The sequence below is a fragment of the Streptomyces sp. NPDC015144 genome (assembly GCF_043079735.1).
In the GTDB taxonomy this organism is placed as follows: Bacteria; Actinomycetota; Actinomycetes; order Streptomycetales; family Streptomycetaceae; genus Streptomyces.
Genome location: NZ_JBIBUU010000002.1, coordinates 198537 through 212644, shown reverse-complemented (window position 1 = coordinate 212644; position 14108 = coordinate 198537). Strand labels below are relative to the sequence as shown.

Annotated in this window: 14 protein-coding genes; 8 read left to right on the top strand and 6 right to left on the bottom strand. The window is 72.3% G+C overall.

What is annotated here, in order from left to right; genetic code table 11:
- The first annotated feature begins 24 nt into the window (after positions 1 to 24).
- The gene (locus ACF08W_RS05020) at positions 25 to 705 is read left to right on the top strand and encodes a hypothetical protein (protein ID WP_392278448.1); all 681 of its coding nucleotides are present in this window, start codon (positions 25 to 27) and stop codon (positions 703 to 705) included.
- 140 nt (positions 706 to 845) lie between these two features.
- Positions 846 to 2066, top strand: coding sequence for a Cmx/CmrA family chloramphenicol efflux MFS transporter (locus tag ACF08W_RS05015; RefSeq protein ID WP_385207630.1), 1221 nt, complete (start codon positions 846 to 848; stop codon positions 2064 to 2066).
- 70 nt (positions 2067 to 2136) lie between these two features.
- On the opposite strand, the gene ACF08W_RS05010 is transcribed toward ACF08W_RS05015, so the two are convergent.
- Complete coding sequence (locus tag ACF08W_RS05010) at positions 2137 to 2412, bottom strand: DUF4031 domain-containing protein (RefSeq protein ID WP_352280065.1); 276 nt, start codon at positions 2410 to 2412, stop codon at positions 2137 to 2139.
- Positions 2409 to 2777 carry a hypothetical protein gene (locus ACF08W_RS05005; RefSeq protein WP_352280064.1) on the bottom strand — a complete coding sequence of 123 codons (369 nt, stop codon included), beginning with the start codon at positions 2775 to 2777 and terminating at the stop codon, positions 2409 to 2411. Before ACF08W_RS05005 ends, ACF08W_RS05010 begins: the two co-directional genes overlap by 4 nt.
- A 209-nt stretch (positions 2778 to 2986) precedes the next feature.
- On the opposite strand from ACF08W_RS05005, the gene ACF08W_RS05000 reads away from it, so the two are divergent.
- The 3 genes from ACF08W_RS05000 (at position 2987) to ACF08W_RS04990 (ending at position 6764) form a co-directional block, all read left to right on the top strand.
- Positions 2987 to 3904 carry a MurR/RpiR family transcriptional regulator gene (locus tag ACF08W_RS05000; protein WP_366298363.1) on the top strand — a complete coding sequence of 306 codons (918 nt, stop codon included), beginning with the start codon at positions 2987 to 2989 and terminating at the stop codon, positions 3902 to 3904.
- 180 nt (positions 3905 to 4084) lie between these two features.
- Positions 4085 to 5044: an N-acetylmuramic acid 6-phosphate etherase gene (gene murQ, locus ACF08W_RS04995; RefSeq protein WP_385207429.1), complete on the top strand. Its 960-nt coding sequence runs from the start codon at positions 4085 to 4087 to the stop codon at positions 5042 to 5044.
- A gap of 106 nt (positions 5045 to 5150) precedes the next feature.
- Complete coding sequence (locus tag ACF08W_RS04990; RefSeq protein ID WP_392278447.1) at positions 5151 to 6764, top strand: PTS transporter subunit EIIC; 1614 nt, start codon at positions 5151 to 5153, stop codon at positions 6762 to 6764.
- A gap of 207 nt (positions 6765 to 6971) precedes the next feature.
- Here ACF08W_RS04990 and ACF08W_RS04985 read toward each other — a convergent pair whose 3' ends face one another.
- Positions 6972 to 7205 carry a hypothetical protein gene (locus tag ACF08W_RS04985; protein ID WP_352280060.1) on the bottom strand — a complete coding sequence of 78 codons (234 nt, stop codon included), beginning with the start codon at positions 7203 to 7205 and terminating at the stop codon, positions 6972 to 6974.
- Positions 7195 to 7443, bottom strand: a complete 249-nt coding sequence (locus ACF08W_RS04980) for a hypothetical protein (protein ID WP_352280059.1) — start codon at positions 7441 to 7443, stop codon at positions 7195 to 7197. Before ACF08W_RS04980 ends, ACF08W_RS04985 begins: the two co-directional genes overlap by 11 nt.
- A gap of 384 nt (positions 7444 to 7827) precedes the next feature.
- Here ACF08W_RS04980 and ACF08W_RS04975 point away from each other — a divergent pair, with 384 nt between their 5' ends.
- The gene (locus ACF08W_RS04975; protein ID WP_392278446.1) at positions 7828 to 9453 is read left to right on the top strand and encodes an adenosine deaminase; all 1626 of its coding nucleotides are present in this window, start codon (positions 7828 to 7830) and stop codon (positions 9451 to 9453) included.
- A 77-nt stretch (positions 9454 to 9530) separates the two neighbouring features.
- On the opposite strand, the gene ACF08W_RS04970 is transcribed toward ACF08W_RS04975, so the two are convergent.
- Positions 9531 to 10160 (bottom strand): TetR family transcriptional regulator, encoded by a 630-nt coding sequence (locus tag ACF08W_RS04970; RefSeq protein WP_352280057.1) that lies wholly within the window; start codon positions 10158 to 10160, stop codon positions 9531 to 9533.
- Positions 10161 to 10271: 111 nt separating this feature from the next.
- Here ACF08W_RS04970 and ACF08W_RS04965 point away from each other — a divergent pair, with 111 nt between their 5' ends.
- Positions 10272 to 11462 (top strand): cytochrome P450, encoded by a 1191-nt coding sequence (locus tag ACF08W_RS04965; protein WP_385207444.1) that lies wholly within the window; start codon positions 10272 to 10274, stop codon positions 11460 to 11462.
- A 5-nt stretch (positions 11463 to 11467) separates the two neighbouring features.
- On the top strand, positions 11468 to 11686 hold the full coding sequence (locus ACF08W_RS04960) for a ferredoxin (protein WP_352280055.1): 219 nt from the start codon (positions 11468 to 11470) through the stop codon (positions 11684 to 11686).
- A gap of 199 nt (positions 11687 to 11885) precedes the next feature.
- Here the strand turns inward: ACF08W_RS04960 and ACF08W_RS04955 are convergent, their stop codons facing one another.
- Positions 11886 to 14081: an ABC transporter permease gene (locus tag ACF08W_RS04955; RefSeq protein WP_392278445.1), complete on the bottom strand. Its 2196-nt coding sequence runs from the start codon at positions 14079 to 14081 to the stop codon at positions 11886 to 11888.
- Between the last annotated feature and the right edge of the window lie 27 nt (positions 14082 to 14108).

The window sequence follows — 14108 nt, the reverse complement described above, 5'->3', positions numbered from 1 at the left end:
GGGCGAGCCCTTAGGGTCGGTGCCATGACCGACAGCTCCCGTGCGAACGGTGCCCCCGGCGCGGGGCGCGACGACTCCCTCCGTGAGCGCTGGCGGACGGCGCTCGTCGGTGCGCGGGGCGGCGCCCCCGGCCCCGACCCGGCCCCGTACGCCGACAACCTGCTGGCCCGCTGGGCCGAGCCACAGCGGAAGTACCACACCACCGCACACCTGGTCGCCGTGCTCGGCCACATCGACACACTCGTCCCGTACGCGGCCGACGTGGACGCGGTGCGCCTCGCCGCCTGGTTCCACGACGCGGTCTACCGGCCCGACCGGTCCGAGAACGAGGAGCGCAGCGCCGCGCTGGCCGAGCGTGCCCTCCCCGAGGCCGGAGTGCCGGACGGGGTCACGGCCGAGGTCGCCCGTCTCGTCCGGCTGACCGTCACCCACGACCCGGCGGACGGCGACGCGAACGGGGAGGTGCTCTGCGACGCGGACCTGGCGGTGCTCGCGGCCGGCCCGGAGGAGTACGCGGCGTACGCGGCCCGGGTGCGCGAGGAGTACGGCTTCGTGCCCGACGAGGCGTTCCGGGAGGGGCGGGCGGCGGTGCTCCGCCAACTGCTCGGGCTGCCAAGGCTGTTCCGTACGCCCTACGGGGCGGAGCACTGGGAGCCCCGGGCGCGGCGGAACCTGCTGACCGAGCTGGAGCTGCTGAACGGCTGAGCCCCTTCGCCCGCCTGCCGGCAACGGGGCCGGGCGACCGGAAGATGACAACTACGTAAATCCGACAAGCGCCGGGAATCTGACGGCGTCGGACACGGTTGTCTGCTGGCATGCCCGACTCTGCCGCTCGACGCTCCCGCATGCCCCTGGCCGTCTACATCCTGGGACTCTCGGTCTTCGCCCTGGGGACCAGTGAGTTCATGCTCTCCGGTCTGCTGCCGCCCATCGCCGACGACATGAACGTGTCCATCCCGCGCGCCGGACTCCTCATATCCGCCTTCGCGATCGGCATGGTGATCGGTGCCCCGCTGCTCGCCGTCGCCACGCTCCGGCTGCCCCGCCGCACCACCCTGATCACCCTGATCACCGTCTTCGGGCTCGGCCAGGTCGCGGGCGCGCTGGCCCCGACGTACGAGGTGCTGTTCGCGTCCCGGGTGGTGAGCGCGTTCGCCTGCGCCGGGTTCTGGGCGGTGGGCGCGGCGGTCGCCATCGCGATGGTGCCGGTGAACGCGCGGGCCCGCGCGATGGCCGTGATGATCGGCGGTCTGTCGATCGCCAATGTGCTCGGTGTGCCGCTGGGCGCGTTCCTCGGGGAGAACCTCGGCTGGCGGTCGGCGTTCTGGGCGGTCGGCGCGGCCTCCGCGGTGGCCTTGGTCGGGGTGGCGACGCTGATCCCGCGCATCCCGCTGCCGGAGCAGAAGCCCCGGCTGAAGCGGGAGATGGCCATCTACCGGGACCGGCAGGTGTGGCTGGCAATCGTGATCACGGCGCTCGCCGCGGGCGGTGTCTTCTGCGCGTTCAGCTATCTGGCCCCGCTGCTGACGGACGTCGCCGGGCTGGACTCGGGCTGGGTGCCGACCGTGCTCGCGCTCTTCGGCGTCGGCGCGCTGATCGGTACGACGATCGGCGGCCGGGTCGCGGACGCGCATCTCTTCGGGGTGCTGATGAGCGGGATCGCCGCCTCGACGGTCTTCCTGGTCGCGCTGGCGCTGTTCGCGTCGAGCCCGGTCGCGGCGGTCGTGCTCGCGTTCCTGCTGGGAGTCTCGGCGTTCTACACGGCTCCCGCTCTGAACGCCCGGATGTTCAACGTCGCGGGCGCCGCCCCGACGCTGGCGGGGGCGACGACGACCGCCGCGTTCAACCTGGGCAACACGGGCGGCCCCTGGCTGGGCGGTGCGGTGATCGACGCCGACTTCGGCTTCACGTCGACGGCGTGGGCGGGGGCCGCCATGACGGTGGTGGCGCTGGTGGCCGTGGTGATCGCGCTGCGGCTCCAGGGCGGCGGACGCTCGCGCCGGGTGACGGGGGCTCCGGCCGCGGTGTCGGAGCCGGTGGAGGCGGCCGCGGAGGTACGCCCCTGATCCCGCACCCCTCGCACGCGCGCCGGTGCACGCCGCGTACATCACATGCGCCGGTCCCCGGATTCCGCCGTCAGGCGCCGGGGGCCGGTCGTCGTTTGGGGCGGCGCAGCCCCGCCTCCGTGATCCGGCGGACCAGCTCCTTCGAGCCGATCTGCCGGGCCCCGGCCCGTACCGCGTCCTCGTAATGGGACTCCGGTACGTCGTAGTGGTCCCGGTCGAAGGCCCGGGGCGGGCAGCCGATGGACGCCGCGAAGGCGTGCAGCTCCTCGAAGGACACGTCGCTGACCAGGTGCGACCAGAACCGGCCGTGCCCCGGCCACTGCGGCGGGTCGATGTACAGGGTCACCGGCGCGGTATCCCGGCCAGCGAACCGACCGGCGCCACCGCCACCGCGGCCTTGGCGCACACCCAGTGCGGGTCCGGTCCCAGCTCGGGTTCGACGTCGAGGGCGTGCGGGTCGCCCGCGTCGCAGACCGGGCAGAGCGGCCAGCGTCCGTACCGTTCGAGCAGGGCGTCCTGCACGTCCTGGGCGACCAGCCCGACCACGAACTCGACGCCCTCCGGCCACTGCTCGACCCACCAGCGGCGGTGCGTCACCGCGTCCTCGACCAGCGAGACGATCCCGGCCTCGGCGACGCCCCCGGCGGCGAGATCGGCCATGACCAGCGCACGGGCCGTGTGCAGGGCCTGTTCCAAGGGATTCATCTCCATGGCCCCATTGTCTCCCGCCCGTGCGGCCCGGACCGCCGGGCACGGACCCGCGCGCGGCCGGGAACGCCCGGCACCCGCCCCTCAGGACCGCCGGACGGCCGGGAACGGTCCGCCCGTACGGCCGGAAGCAGACAGACCGGCGACCGGCCGAAGGAACAGGGACCAAAGGAGGGGTTGACGGCCAACCGGGTTGAAAATATCTTTCAAATGTGACCCATGACCTGAAGGAAAGTTTCAGCGCCGAGTCCCCGCCCGCCCCGGCGGCCCTCGCGGCCAAGGTACGTACGCTCGCGCCGTCCATGACCCGTTCGATGCAGCGCGTCGCCGAGGCCGTAGCCGGGGATCCGGCCGGCTGCGCCGCCCTCACGGTCACCGGTCTCGCCGAGCTCACCGGCACCAGCGAGGCCACCGTGGTCCGCACCGCCCGTCTCCTCGGCTATCCCGGCTACCGCGATCTGCGCCTGGCCCTCGCCGGGCTCGCCGCGCACCAGCAGTCCGGCCGGGCCCCCTCCGTCACCGCCGACATAGCGGTCGACGACCCGATCGCGGACGTGGTCGCCAAGCTGGCCTACGACGAGCAGCAGACCCTCGCCGACACGGCCGCCGGGCTCGACACGGTGCAGCTCGGCGCCGCCGTGGCCGCCGCCGCCACCGCCCGCCGCATCGACATCTACGGGGTCGGCGCCTCCTCGCTCGTCGGCCAGGACCTGGCGCAGAAGCTCGCCCGGATCGGCCTCATCGCACACGCGCACACGGACCCGCACCTCGCGGTGACCAACGCCGTCCAGCTGCGCTCGGGCGACGTGGCGATAGCGATCACGCACTCCGGCTCCACGGGCGACGTGATCGAGCCGCTGCGGGTCGCCTTCGACCGGGGTGCGACGACCGTCGCGATCACCGGCCGCCCCGACGGCCCGGTCACGCAGTACGCCGACCACGTACTGACCACGTCCACCGCCCGGGAGAGCGAACTGCGCCCTGCGGCCATGTCGAGCCGCACGAGCCAGCTCCTCGTGGTCGACTGCCTGTTCATAGGTGTCGCGCAGCGCACCTACGAGACGGCCGCACCAGCCCTCGCCGCCTCCTACGAAGCACTCGCCCACCGCCACACCCCGCGCCCCCGCTGACCGGGCCCGCCCCGACGGACCGGGGCACCCGTAAAGCCGTACGGACCAGAACCGCACCCCGCGCTTCCGCTCCACGCGCATCCGAACCGCGCGCACCCGACCCACGCACTCCCGAACCGCACGCAACCGAACCGCTCGCACCCGATCGAGACGAAGACCGAGAAAGCTGAGCCGCCCCCCATGACCTCCACCACTTCCCCCGACGCCGCCGGCGGATACGGCGAGCTGCGCGCCGAGCTGGCGACGCTCACCACCGAGGCGTTCCGGCCGGAGCTCGCCGAGATCGACCGCCTCGGCACGCTCGACATCGCCCGCATCATGAACGGCGAGGACCAGTCCGTACCGACCGCCGTCGCCGCCCGGCTCCCCGAGATAGCCGCCGCCATCGACGGCACCGCGGCGCGCATGGCCCGCGGCGGCCGGCTGATCTACGCGGGCGCGGGTACCGCCGGCCGGCTCGGCGTGCTCGACGCCAGCGAATGCCCGCCCACCTTCAACACCGACCCGTCCGAGGTCATCGGGCTGATCGCGGGCGGCCCCGGCGCCATGGTCAAGGCCGTCGAGGGCGCCGAGGACAGCAAGGAACTGGCCGCCGCCGACCTGGACGCGCTGCACCTCACTGCCGACGACACCGTGGTCGGCATCTCCGCCTCCGGCCGCACGCCGTACGCGATCGGCGCCGTCGAGCACGCCCGCGCCAAAGGCGCCCTGACGATCGGTCTGTCCTGCAACGCGGACTCGGCGCTGGGCGCCGCGGCGGAGCACGGCATCGAGGTCGTCGTGGGCCCGGAGCTGCTCACCGGCTCCACCCGGCTCAAGGCGGGCACGGCCCAGAAGCTCGTCCTCAACATGATCTCGACGATCACGATGATCCGGCTCGGCAAGACGTACGGGAACCTGATGGTCGACGTCCGCGCCTCCAACGAGAAGCTGCGCGCCCGCTCCCGCCGGATCGTCTCGCTCGCCACCGGGGCCTCCGACGCCGAGATCGAGGCCGCCCTGGCCGCGACCGACGGCGAGGTCAAGAACGCCATCCTCACCATCCTCGGCCAGGTCGACGGGGAGACCGCCGCCACGCTGCTGGCCGCCTCCGACGGCCACCTCCGCGCCGCCCTCGCCGCCACGACCGACACCGACTGACCCGACCGCCCCACCCGCACCACTTCCCCCCTCGTACCACCCGCCCCCTCCGCATCACCCGCACTGCCTGCACCACCCGCACCCCCCCACAGCAAGGCCCCGCACCATGGCACCAGAAGACAAGAACCGCGCCACCGCCGCCGCGATCCTCCCGCTCGTCGGCGGCGCCGCGAACGTCGACTCCGTCGCCCACTGCATGACCCGGCTCCGGCTGGGTCTGCGCGACCGCTCGCTCGTCGACGACGAAGCCCTGAAGGCGGTCCCCGCCGTCATGGGCGTGGTCGAGGACGACACGTACCAGATCGTCCTCGGCCCGGGGACCGTCGCCCGCGTCACCCCGGAATTCGAACGAATCATCGAGGAGGCTCGGGCGACGGAGCCCGGCGCACACCCCACTCCGGAAAGCGCCCCCGGAGCCACCGCCGGAACCACCGGAACCTCCGACCCCGCGTCAGCCCCCTCCGGACCCGATGCCTCCGCGGCCGGGCTGGCCGCGCAGGGAGCCGCGATGAAGGCGGCGCGGAAGGCGAAGAACGCCACCCCGTTCAAACTGTTCCTGCGCCGGATCGCCAACATCTTCGTCCCGCTGATCCCCGCGCTCATCGGCTGCGGCATCATCGCGGGCCTCAACGGACTGCTGGTGAACCTGGGTCGGCTGCCCTCCGTCACCCCCGCGCTGGCCGCGATGGCGTCCGGCTTCATGGCGCTGATCGCCGTGTTCGTCGGCTTCAACACGGCGAAGGAGTTCGGCGGAACGCCGATCCTGGGCGGCGCGGTCGCCGCGATCATCGTCTTCCCCGGCGTCGCGAACATCGAGGCGTTCGGCCAGAAGCTCTCCCCGGGACAGGGCGGTGTGCTGGGCGCGCTCGGCGCCGCGGTGCTCGCGGTGTACGTGGAGAAGTGGTGCCGCCGCTGGGTCCCGGAGGCGCTGGACGTCCTGGTCACCCCGACCCTGACGGTCCTGGTCTCCGGCCTGGTGACGATCTTCGGCCTGATGTACCTGGCCGGTGAGGTCTCCACCGCCATCGGCACCTTCGCCGACTGGCTGCTCTCCCACGGCGGCGCGGGCGCGGGGTTCGTCCTCGGCGGCCTCTTCCTGCCCCTGGTGATGCTGGGCCTGCACCAGGCGCTGATCCCGATCCACACCACCCTCATCGAGCAGCAGGGCTACACCGTGCTGCTCCCGATCCTCGCGATGGCGGGCGCCGGCCAGGTCGGCGCGGCCGTCGCGGTCTACTTCCGCCTTCCCCGCAACGGGTCGATCCGCCGCACCATCAAGTCCGCGCTGCCGGCCGGTCTGCTCGGCGTCGGTGAACCGCTGATCTACGGCGTCAGCCTCCCGCTCGGCCGTCCGTTCGTCACGGCATGCGTGGGCGGCGCGTTCGGCGGCGGCTTCGTCGGTCTGTTCAACCAGCTCGGCGACAAGGTTGGTTCCACGGCCATCGGCCCGTCCGGCTGGGCGCTCTTCCCGCTCCTCGACGGCAACCACGGCCTGGGCACCACCGCCGCGATCTACGCGGGCGGCCTGCTGGTCGGCTACCTCACCGGCTTCCTCGCGACGTACTTCTTCGGCTTCGGCAGGGACCTGCTGGCGGAGTTCGACGTCGCACAGGAACCGGCCCCTGCCACGTCCTCGTCCCCGAACCCGGTCACGGGGACGAGCACAGACCCCCGGGGCAACGGCCCCGACTCCCCGACGAAGGAACCCGCCGGAGTCTGACCCACGACCGACCCACCGAACCACCGACCCCACGAAGCACCGACCCCACTAGCCACCGGGCCCCACGATCACGGGCGGCCCGGTGGGCGGCCGGGCGGGCGGGGAGCGTCGACGGGAACGGCGTAACGGCGCTGGTCCGTCTCGTCACCGCTCCCGTTCCCGTCGACGCCCCACGCCCCCGTGGTCAACGCGGCAAACCCGGCACCCTCACGGCAGCCTCCCCTCCCGGTTGACCTCCCGGACCCTGGCCCGCAGGACCTCCCGCAACGGCGCCGGGCGCACCGAATCCGGCGGACACTCCCACTCCGGCCCGCCGCCGGGCGCCCGCAACTGCACGTACGGACCGATCGTCCCCATCACGCGCCCCACCCGGCCGTCCCGGATGTCCACCGCGAACGACCCCGGCTCGGGCGCCCCCGGCTCGCGGTCCTCACTCCGCATGACCGGCCGACCTCTGCGCCTCCAGCACCGTGCTCAGCCGCAACGCCGTATCGAGGTTGCACCGCCCCAGGTCCACCAGCGGCGCCGACGAGTCGTCCGCCGCACACGACACCGGGTCGATCCGCAGCGACGGCAGAGTGATCCCGACGTTCGAGAACCCCTCCTTCAACCGCGTCACCGCGTCCTCCGCAGCCCGCACTCTGCCCTCCGCCGCCCCGCGCCGTTCCTTGATCGTCATGAGCCATTCCTTTCCACGCTGAGTAACGAAAATGCACACCCAGCGTGTCCAACGCGCCGCACGCCCGGAAGAGGCGCAGAACCCGCAACCGCACATCTGTCACAGGGAGTTGTCATGCTGCGCCCAAGCGATTCACTCCTCCGGAGTGCGGCGCACCAACGAACGCGGACGCACCGCCCAACACTCCCCGTAGCCCCCGAACCTCCACAGAGCCCCCACCACCACCCTCTTCCCACACCACTCCCGCCCTCTCGTTGAGCGGCGTCACCATCGCCTGCCCGGAGAACGGGGAACAAAGACCGAAATCCCTCGATTGAGTGGAGGTTTCAGGCCATACATGTGGTTTGGACGATGAATACCCTCTCCGGACGCAATCATGCGGCGGTGATCTCAACATTCCGGACGGCCCACCGTCCCCGTCCCCGCCCCGCGTCGCTGCGCACGGCCGGACTCGGCGCGCTCGCCGTACTGACCCTGCTCCCGGCGATCCCGGCGGCGGCCGCCGCCCCCGCACAGGCCCCGGCCGCCCACTCCGCCGCCCGCCTCCTGCCCCGCGCCGTCACCCCCGCCGAGGCCAGGACCTCCGCGCACCTTGCGTCGCTGCGGAACAACCCGGCGCGGCTGAAGACCTTCTTCAAGGCCCTGCCCAAGGGCGGCGACCTGCACAACCACCTCTCGGGTGCGGTCACCACCGGATACCTGATCAAGCTCGCGGCCGAGGACGGGCTCTGCATCGACGCGACGATGACGGCCGTGGCGCCGCCGTGCGGTCCGGGCACCCGCCCCGCGGCCGACGCGCAGCGCGACGCCGCGTTCCGCCGGCAGATCGTCCGGGCCTGGTCGATGCAGGACTTCCCGCCCAACGAGCTCGGGCACGACCACTTCTTCGACACGTTCGGCAAGTTCTCCATGGCCACCTGGTACACCAGGGGCAAGATGCTCGCCAACGTGGCCAACACCGTGGCCGAGCAGAACCAGTTCTATCTGGAGACCCTGGTCACCCCCGCGTCGGACAGCAGCAAGGCGCTCGCCGACAAGGTCGGTTACGACTCCGACCTCGCCGCCCTGCACCGCAAGCTGCTGGCCGGCGGACAGCTCGACCGGGTGGTGAACGAGGCGGTCAAGGAGGCCGACGACACCGACGTGCAGTTCCGGGCGACCGCGCACTGCGACACCCCGCGCCCCGACCCGGGCTGCCGGCTCCCGGTCCGCTGGATCTCCCAGGTGTCCCGGGGCAGCTCCCCGGTCCGGGTGTTCACGCAGATGGCGGTCGGCATGCGGCTGGCCGAGCGCGACCCGAGGTTCGTCGCGGTCAACCTCGTACAGCCCGAGGACGGCGCCACCGCGCTGGCCGACTACAGCCTCCAGATGCGGATGCTGAAGTACCTGCGCGGCCAGTACCCGGGCTCGCACCTCACCCTGCACGCCGGTGAGCTGGCACCCGGCCTGGTCAAGCCCAAGGACCTGACCTTCCACATCCGCGAGGCCGTACTCGTCGCGGGCACCGAGCGCGTCGGACACGGCGTCGACCTGGTCCACGAGGACGACTGGCGACAGCTGGCCCGGACGATGGCCCGGCGCAACGTGGCCGTCGAGGTGCCGTTCTCCAGCAACAAGCAGATCCTCGGCATCGCCGGCAACGACCACCCGTTCAACGCGTACCGCCGCTACGGCGTCCCGATCGTGCTGGCCACCGACGACCCGGGCGTCTCCCGGATCGACATCAGCCACGAGTTCCAGTACGCCTCCAGCACCTACGACCTCGGCTACGTCGAGCTGAAGGACCTGGCCCGCGCCTCGCTGGAGTACGCCTTCCGCGAGGGCCGCAGCCTGTGGGCCCGGAACACCGCCCCGTCCGCCTACCGCCCGGTCGCCGCCTGTCTGGCCGACCGGCTGGGCAGCGACCGCCCGAGCCCGCGCTGCGCCCGCTACCTCGCCGCCAACCCGAAGGCGGCGACCGAGTGGCGCCAGGAGGCGGCCTTCGCCGTCTTCGAGCGCAACAACGCCTGACCGGCGGCCGCTCGTTCCCTCCGGGCCCGGGACTTTCCGTTCCGGGCCCGGTCACGTCGCATCCACCCGGTGCGCCGTTACGGAGTCGGCGCCCCCGGCGCCTCCTCCGCCCCCTCCGCCTCACCTGGTGGCGCCGCCCAGAGGTGGCCGAGCGTGCCGAGCACCAGACGGCAGACCTCGTCCGGCTCCGCACCGGCCAGCGGCTCGCGCGCGACCACCGTCCGCATCAGACCGATGCCCAGCAGCCAGGCCATAGCGAGATCCGCCCGCAGCACCGCGTCGGGGGCATCGGAGAGCCCGGCCAGCGCCTTCTGGTACTCCTCCCCCAGCTCCCGCAGCGTCCCGGCCGACTCACCACCGCGCCCCGTCGAACGCAGATAGACCTCCAGGGAGCGGTCCTCCGTCCCCTCCGCACTGCGGGTCAGCATCGATCGCAGAGCGGCCTCGAACAGTTCCTCCGGCGGCGTCGCCCGCACCTGCTCCAGACCGCCCTGCGCCATGACCTCCGTGAGCAAACCTCGTTTCGAGCCGAAATAGCGGAACAGCAATGCCTGGTTGGCCCCGGCCCGTGCCGCGATACTCCGGACCGTCGCCCCCTCGTAGCCCCGCTCCGCGAACAGGTCACGGGCCGCCTCCAACAGCCGCCGACGAGTGGCCGCCGCGTCCCTGCGGCGCTCTTCGGGCGGCGGAACGGAACCGGGTTCCATGGCGCTCTCCTCTCGAACGACCCGTCAGGATAACGGCCGTAAAGCATCGTTGACCGCCGGAGACAGAGGCTCCTACCGTTGTAAGCAGCTGCTTACATCCGGGAGGACGCAGTGACCACCGCTGACATCTCACCCCTCGCCTATCCCTTCAACACCCCCGACGGGCTCCAGCTCGCCGACGCCTACGAACGCGTACGCGAACAGCCCGGCCTGTTAAGGGTCCAGATGCCCTACGGCGAGCCGGCCTGGCTCGTCACCCGCTACGCCGACGCCCGGCTGGTCCTGGGCGACCAGCGCTTCAGCCGGGCCGCCGCCGCCTCGCACGACGAGCCCCGGCAGTCCGAAGGAAAACGGGACGGCGGCATCCTCGGAATGGACCCGCCCGACCACACCCGGCTGCGCTCTCTCGTCGCCAAGGCGTTCACCGTCCGCCAGGTCGAGAAGCTGCGCCCCCAGGTCCGCGAGCTGACCGGCGAACTCCTGGACGCGATGGAGGCGGCCGGGGCCCCCGCCGACCTGGTCGATCTCTTCGCCCTGCCGCTACCGGTCGCCGTGATCTGCCGCATGCTGGGCGTACCCACCGAGGACCGGCCGCTCTTCCGCAAGTGGAGCGACGACGCACTGTCGACCAGCTCCCTGACGGCCGAGGAGTTCGAGGCGAGCCGCGAGGAACTGCGGGCCTACATGGCCGGGTTGATCGAGCAGCACCGCCAAGCCCCGCAGGACGACCTGATGACGGCGCTCATCGAGGCCCGCGACGGCGGCGACCGGCTCTCCGAACTCGAACTCGTCGATCTGTGCGTGGGCATCCTGGTCGCCGGGCACGAGACCACCGCGTCCCAGATCCCCAACTTCGTCCTCACCCTCCTGGACCACCCCGACCAGCTCGCCCGCCTCAGGGCCGAGCCCTCGCTCGTACCGAACGCGGTGGAGGAACTGCTCCGCTTCGTCCCCCTGGGCAGCGGAGCCGGGCAGGCCCGGTACGCCACCGAGGACATCGAGGTCGGCGGCACGCTCGTCCGCGCGGGCAGCCCGGTCCTGGTCGCCGTCGGCGCCGCCAACCGCGACGCCCTACGGTTCTCCGCCCCGGGCGTCCTCGACATCGCCCGCGAGGGCAACCAGCACCTCGGGTTCGGCCACGGAGTCCACCACTGCCTGGGCGCCCCACTGGCCCGGCTGGAGCTCCAGGAGGCGCTGTCCGCCCTCATCACCCGCTTCCCCGGACTGCGCCTGGCGGCCGACGTCACCTGGAAGTCCGAGATGCTGGTGCGCGGCCCACGCGTCATGCCGGTGGAATGGTGACCGCCATGACCTGGAACGTACGCGTCGACCCCCAGCTCTGCCAGGGCTCTGGCATGTGCGCCGGCACGGTCCCCGAGGTGTTCGAACTCGACGGCGAGCGCGCCCGCGCGCGGACCGACGAGATCGAGCCGGACGAACGGGTGCTGGACGCCTCCGACATCTGCCCCGCCCTGGCCATCACGGTGCACGACGGAACCACCGTCATCGGCCCCCACCGCGACTAGAACACCCCACCCGCACCAGGCCGGATCGGGGATCAGGGTCCGCCACGCGAGCCGCGAGCCCGCCCCGGTTCGATCCGGTCCGGTCCGGTCCGATCCGAACCATCCCGCCCAGGCCCCTCCCGATCCGATCCGATCGCGGCAGCCCGCCTCGGCCGACCCGGTGTGCCGGAGCCCACCCCCCTCCGGCACACCGGGCCCGTCAGTCCCGCCCGATCAGCTCGGGGTCCACCCGTCTTCCGACCAGCGGCAGAGCGCCGATCGCGGCGACCACCACAACGCCGGCGGCCGAGAACAGCAACAGCGGAACCCCCGCCCCGTCCCAGAACACCGCACCGCCCCCGGTGATCAGGTAACCGGACTCGGTGAGCTTCCCCGCCACCAATGCGAGCAGCAGCCCCACCGCCAACGGCGACACCACCTGGACGCACTGCACCACACGCAGCGTCCGGGGCCGCGCCCCAAGCAAGGACAACGCCGTGACCTGCGCTCTTCGTTCCACGGCCCGATCGGTCACCGACACCAGGTAGGCCGCGACACCGATCACCAGCCCCAGCACCATCCCCGCCCCCAACAGCGCCTTGACGACAGCGATCTGTTGCATCCCCTCGACGTTCGTCCCCACCAGGTCGACGGCGGCGGTGGGCGCGACGGCACCGATCCCGTCCAGCACACCCCGAACGACCGCCGGATCCGGCGCGCTCGTCAGGAGGAGTGTGGCGTTGTCCGGCCGGGCCTTCCTCGGCACCATCGAAGGCGGGACCAGGATGTCCGAGTCCACCGCTGACAAGTCATGTGCGCGGAAGCGGACCTCCCTCTGCGGGACCGTCACGTCCACGGTCGTGCGGCGGGATCCCTGCCAGAACCGGAAGGGGAACACCTCACCGATCCGCTCCGGGCCGGAGGGCACCCGCTCGTCGGTGAGCCGCATGACCTTCCCGTCCACGCACCCGGTGGTGGCGGTCACCATCCTGGCCAGCTGCGCGCACGTCGCCACCGTGGCGGAGATCTCCGGGGGCGGCTCGTCCAGGTTCCCGTCGAACCAGGATCGCTGCTCGGTGACGCTCCCCTTCACCCCCGGCAGTAGCGTCAGCGCCGTCACGTCGGCCGCGCCGATGCCGTCGAGTGGGATGCGGTAGTCCTGCTGGACGGTGTTCGGGCGAGACACCTGGTCCAACTCGACCAGCACACCCTGCGCCAGGGACGCGGCGAAGACCAGCAGCACCAGGCCCGACGCGACCCTGAGCGCACTGCCCGGCTCGACCTCGTTCCGCCGCATGGCCAGCCCGAGCGGCAGGGACGACGTGGCCCCCGCCACCCGCCGCGACAGTCGGTGACTGAGCACCGGCAGGGTGAGCACCAGGCCGATGCCGACCATCACCACCGCTGCGGGCATCAGCAGCGAGGACAGCGCGGTGTCGCGCGGTGGCCGGTCCAGCACGCCGAGCACGCAGTAGCCGACGACGATCCCCATGCCCGCGACCAGCAGCAGCACACCCCAGGCACGGGGCGTTCCGGCCACCCCGCTCCGCCGCACGGCCAGGGGGTTCGCCGCCGCCTTCGCGGCCCCGGCCCTCGCCGCGAACCAGGCCAGCACCGGAGCCCCGACCAGGCACACGGCCACCGTGGTCACCGTGAGATCACCGTCGCCCACGTACCACTTCAGGCCGGGCAGCCCGATACGGCCGATGATCTGGTTGGCCAGCCAGTACTCGGCGAGCCCGAGAACCGCACCGAACAGCGCGGCGACGACCGTTTCGGCGGCGTTGACCCGCCCAACGCCCTTGACGCTCAGCCCGAGCAATCTCAGCGCCGCGAGCCGGCGGAGTCGGGTGGCCGCGGAGAGCCTGGCGCATACCGAGAGGAAGACGGCCAGAGGCAGGAGCACCACGCCCGCCAGCGTGAACCGGAGGATGTCGAGTGTGGACGGCTCCACGACCGGGCTGGGCGCCCATCGCACCCCGAACCCCGCCACCGGCGAGCCGCCGTGGAGCTGATCGGGGCGCATGCCGATGTACGCGTAGAGCTCATCGGGGTGGGCGAGTCCGGCAGGGCCGATCAGGCCACGCTCCCGGCCCGGCAGCAGCTTTCCCACCCCGGGCTCCGCGCCCAGGAGATCATGGAGCCGGGGCGACACGAACACCTCGCCCGGATTCGGCAGCCCGGGAATCCCCGGCGGCGGGTCGGGCACCTTCTCGCCCCGGGCGACGAACACCCGGCCCAATGGCCGTGAACCATTGGCATCGGCAGTGGCCAGCAGACGGGTGGCACCGGCCGCTGAGGAGTGCGGGCCTCGCGGCTCCCGCGCCGCGACCCGGCCGTCCCGTGCGTCGAGAACGGCGGGAATGGTGAGGACCGCGGCAAGACAGCACACGCCGATCGAGCCACCCACCACCATCAACAGGAACCGAACCCGGTTTCCGCG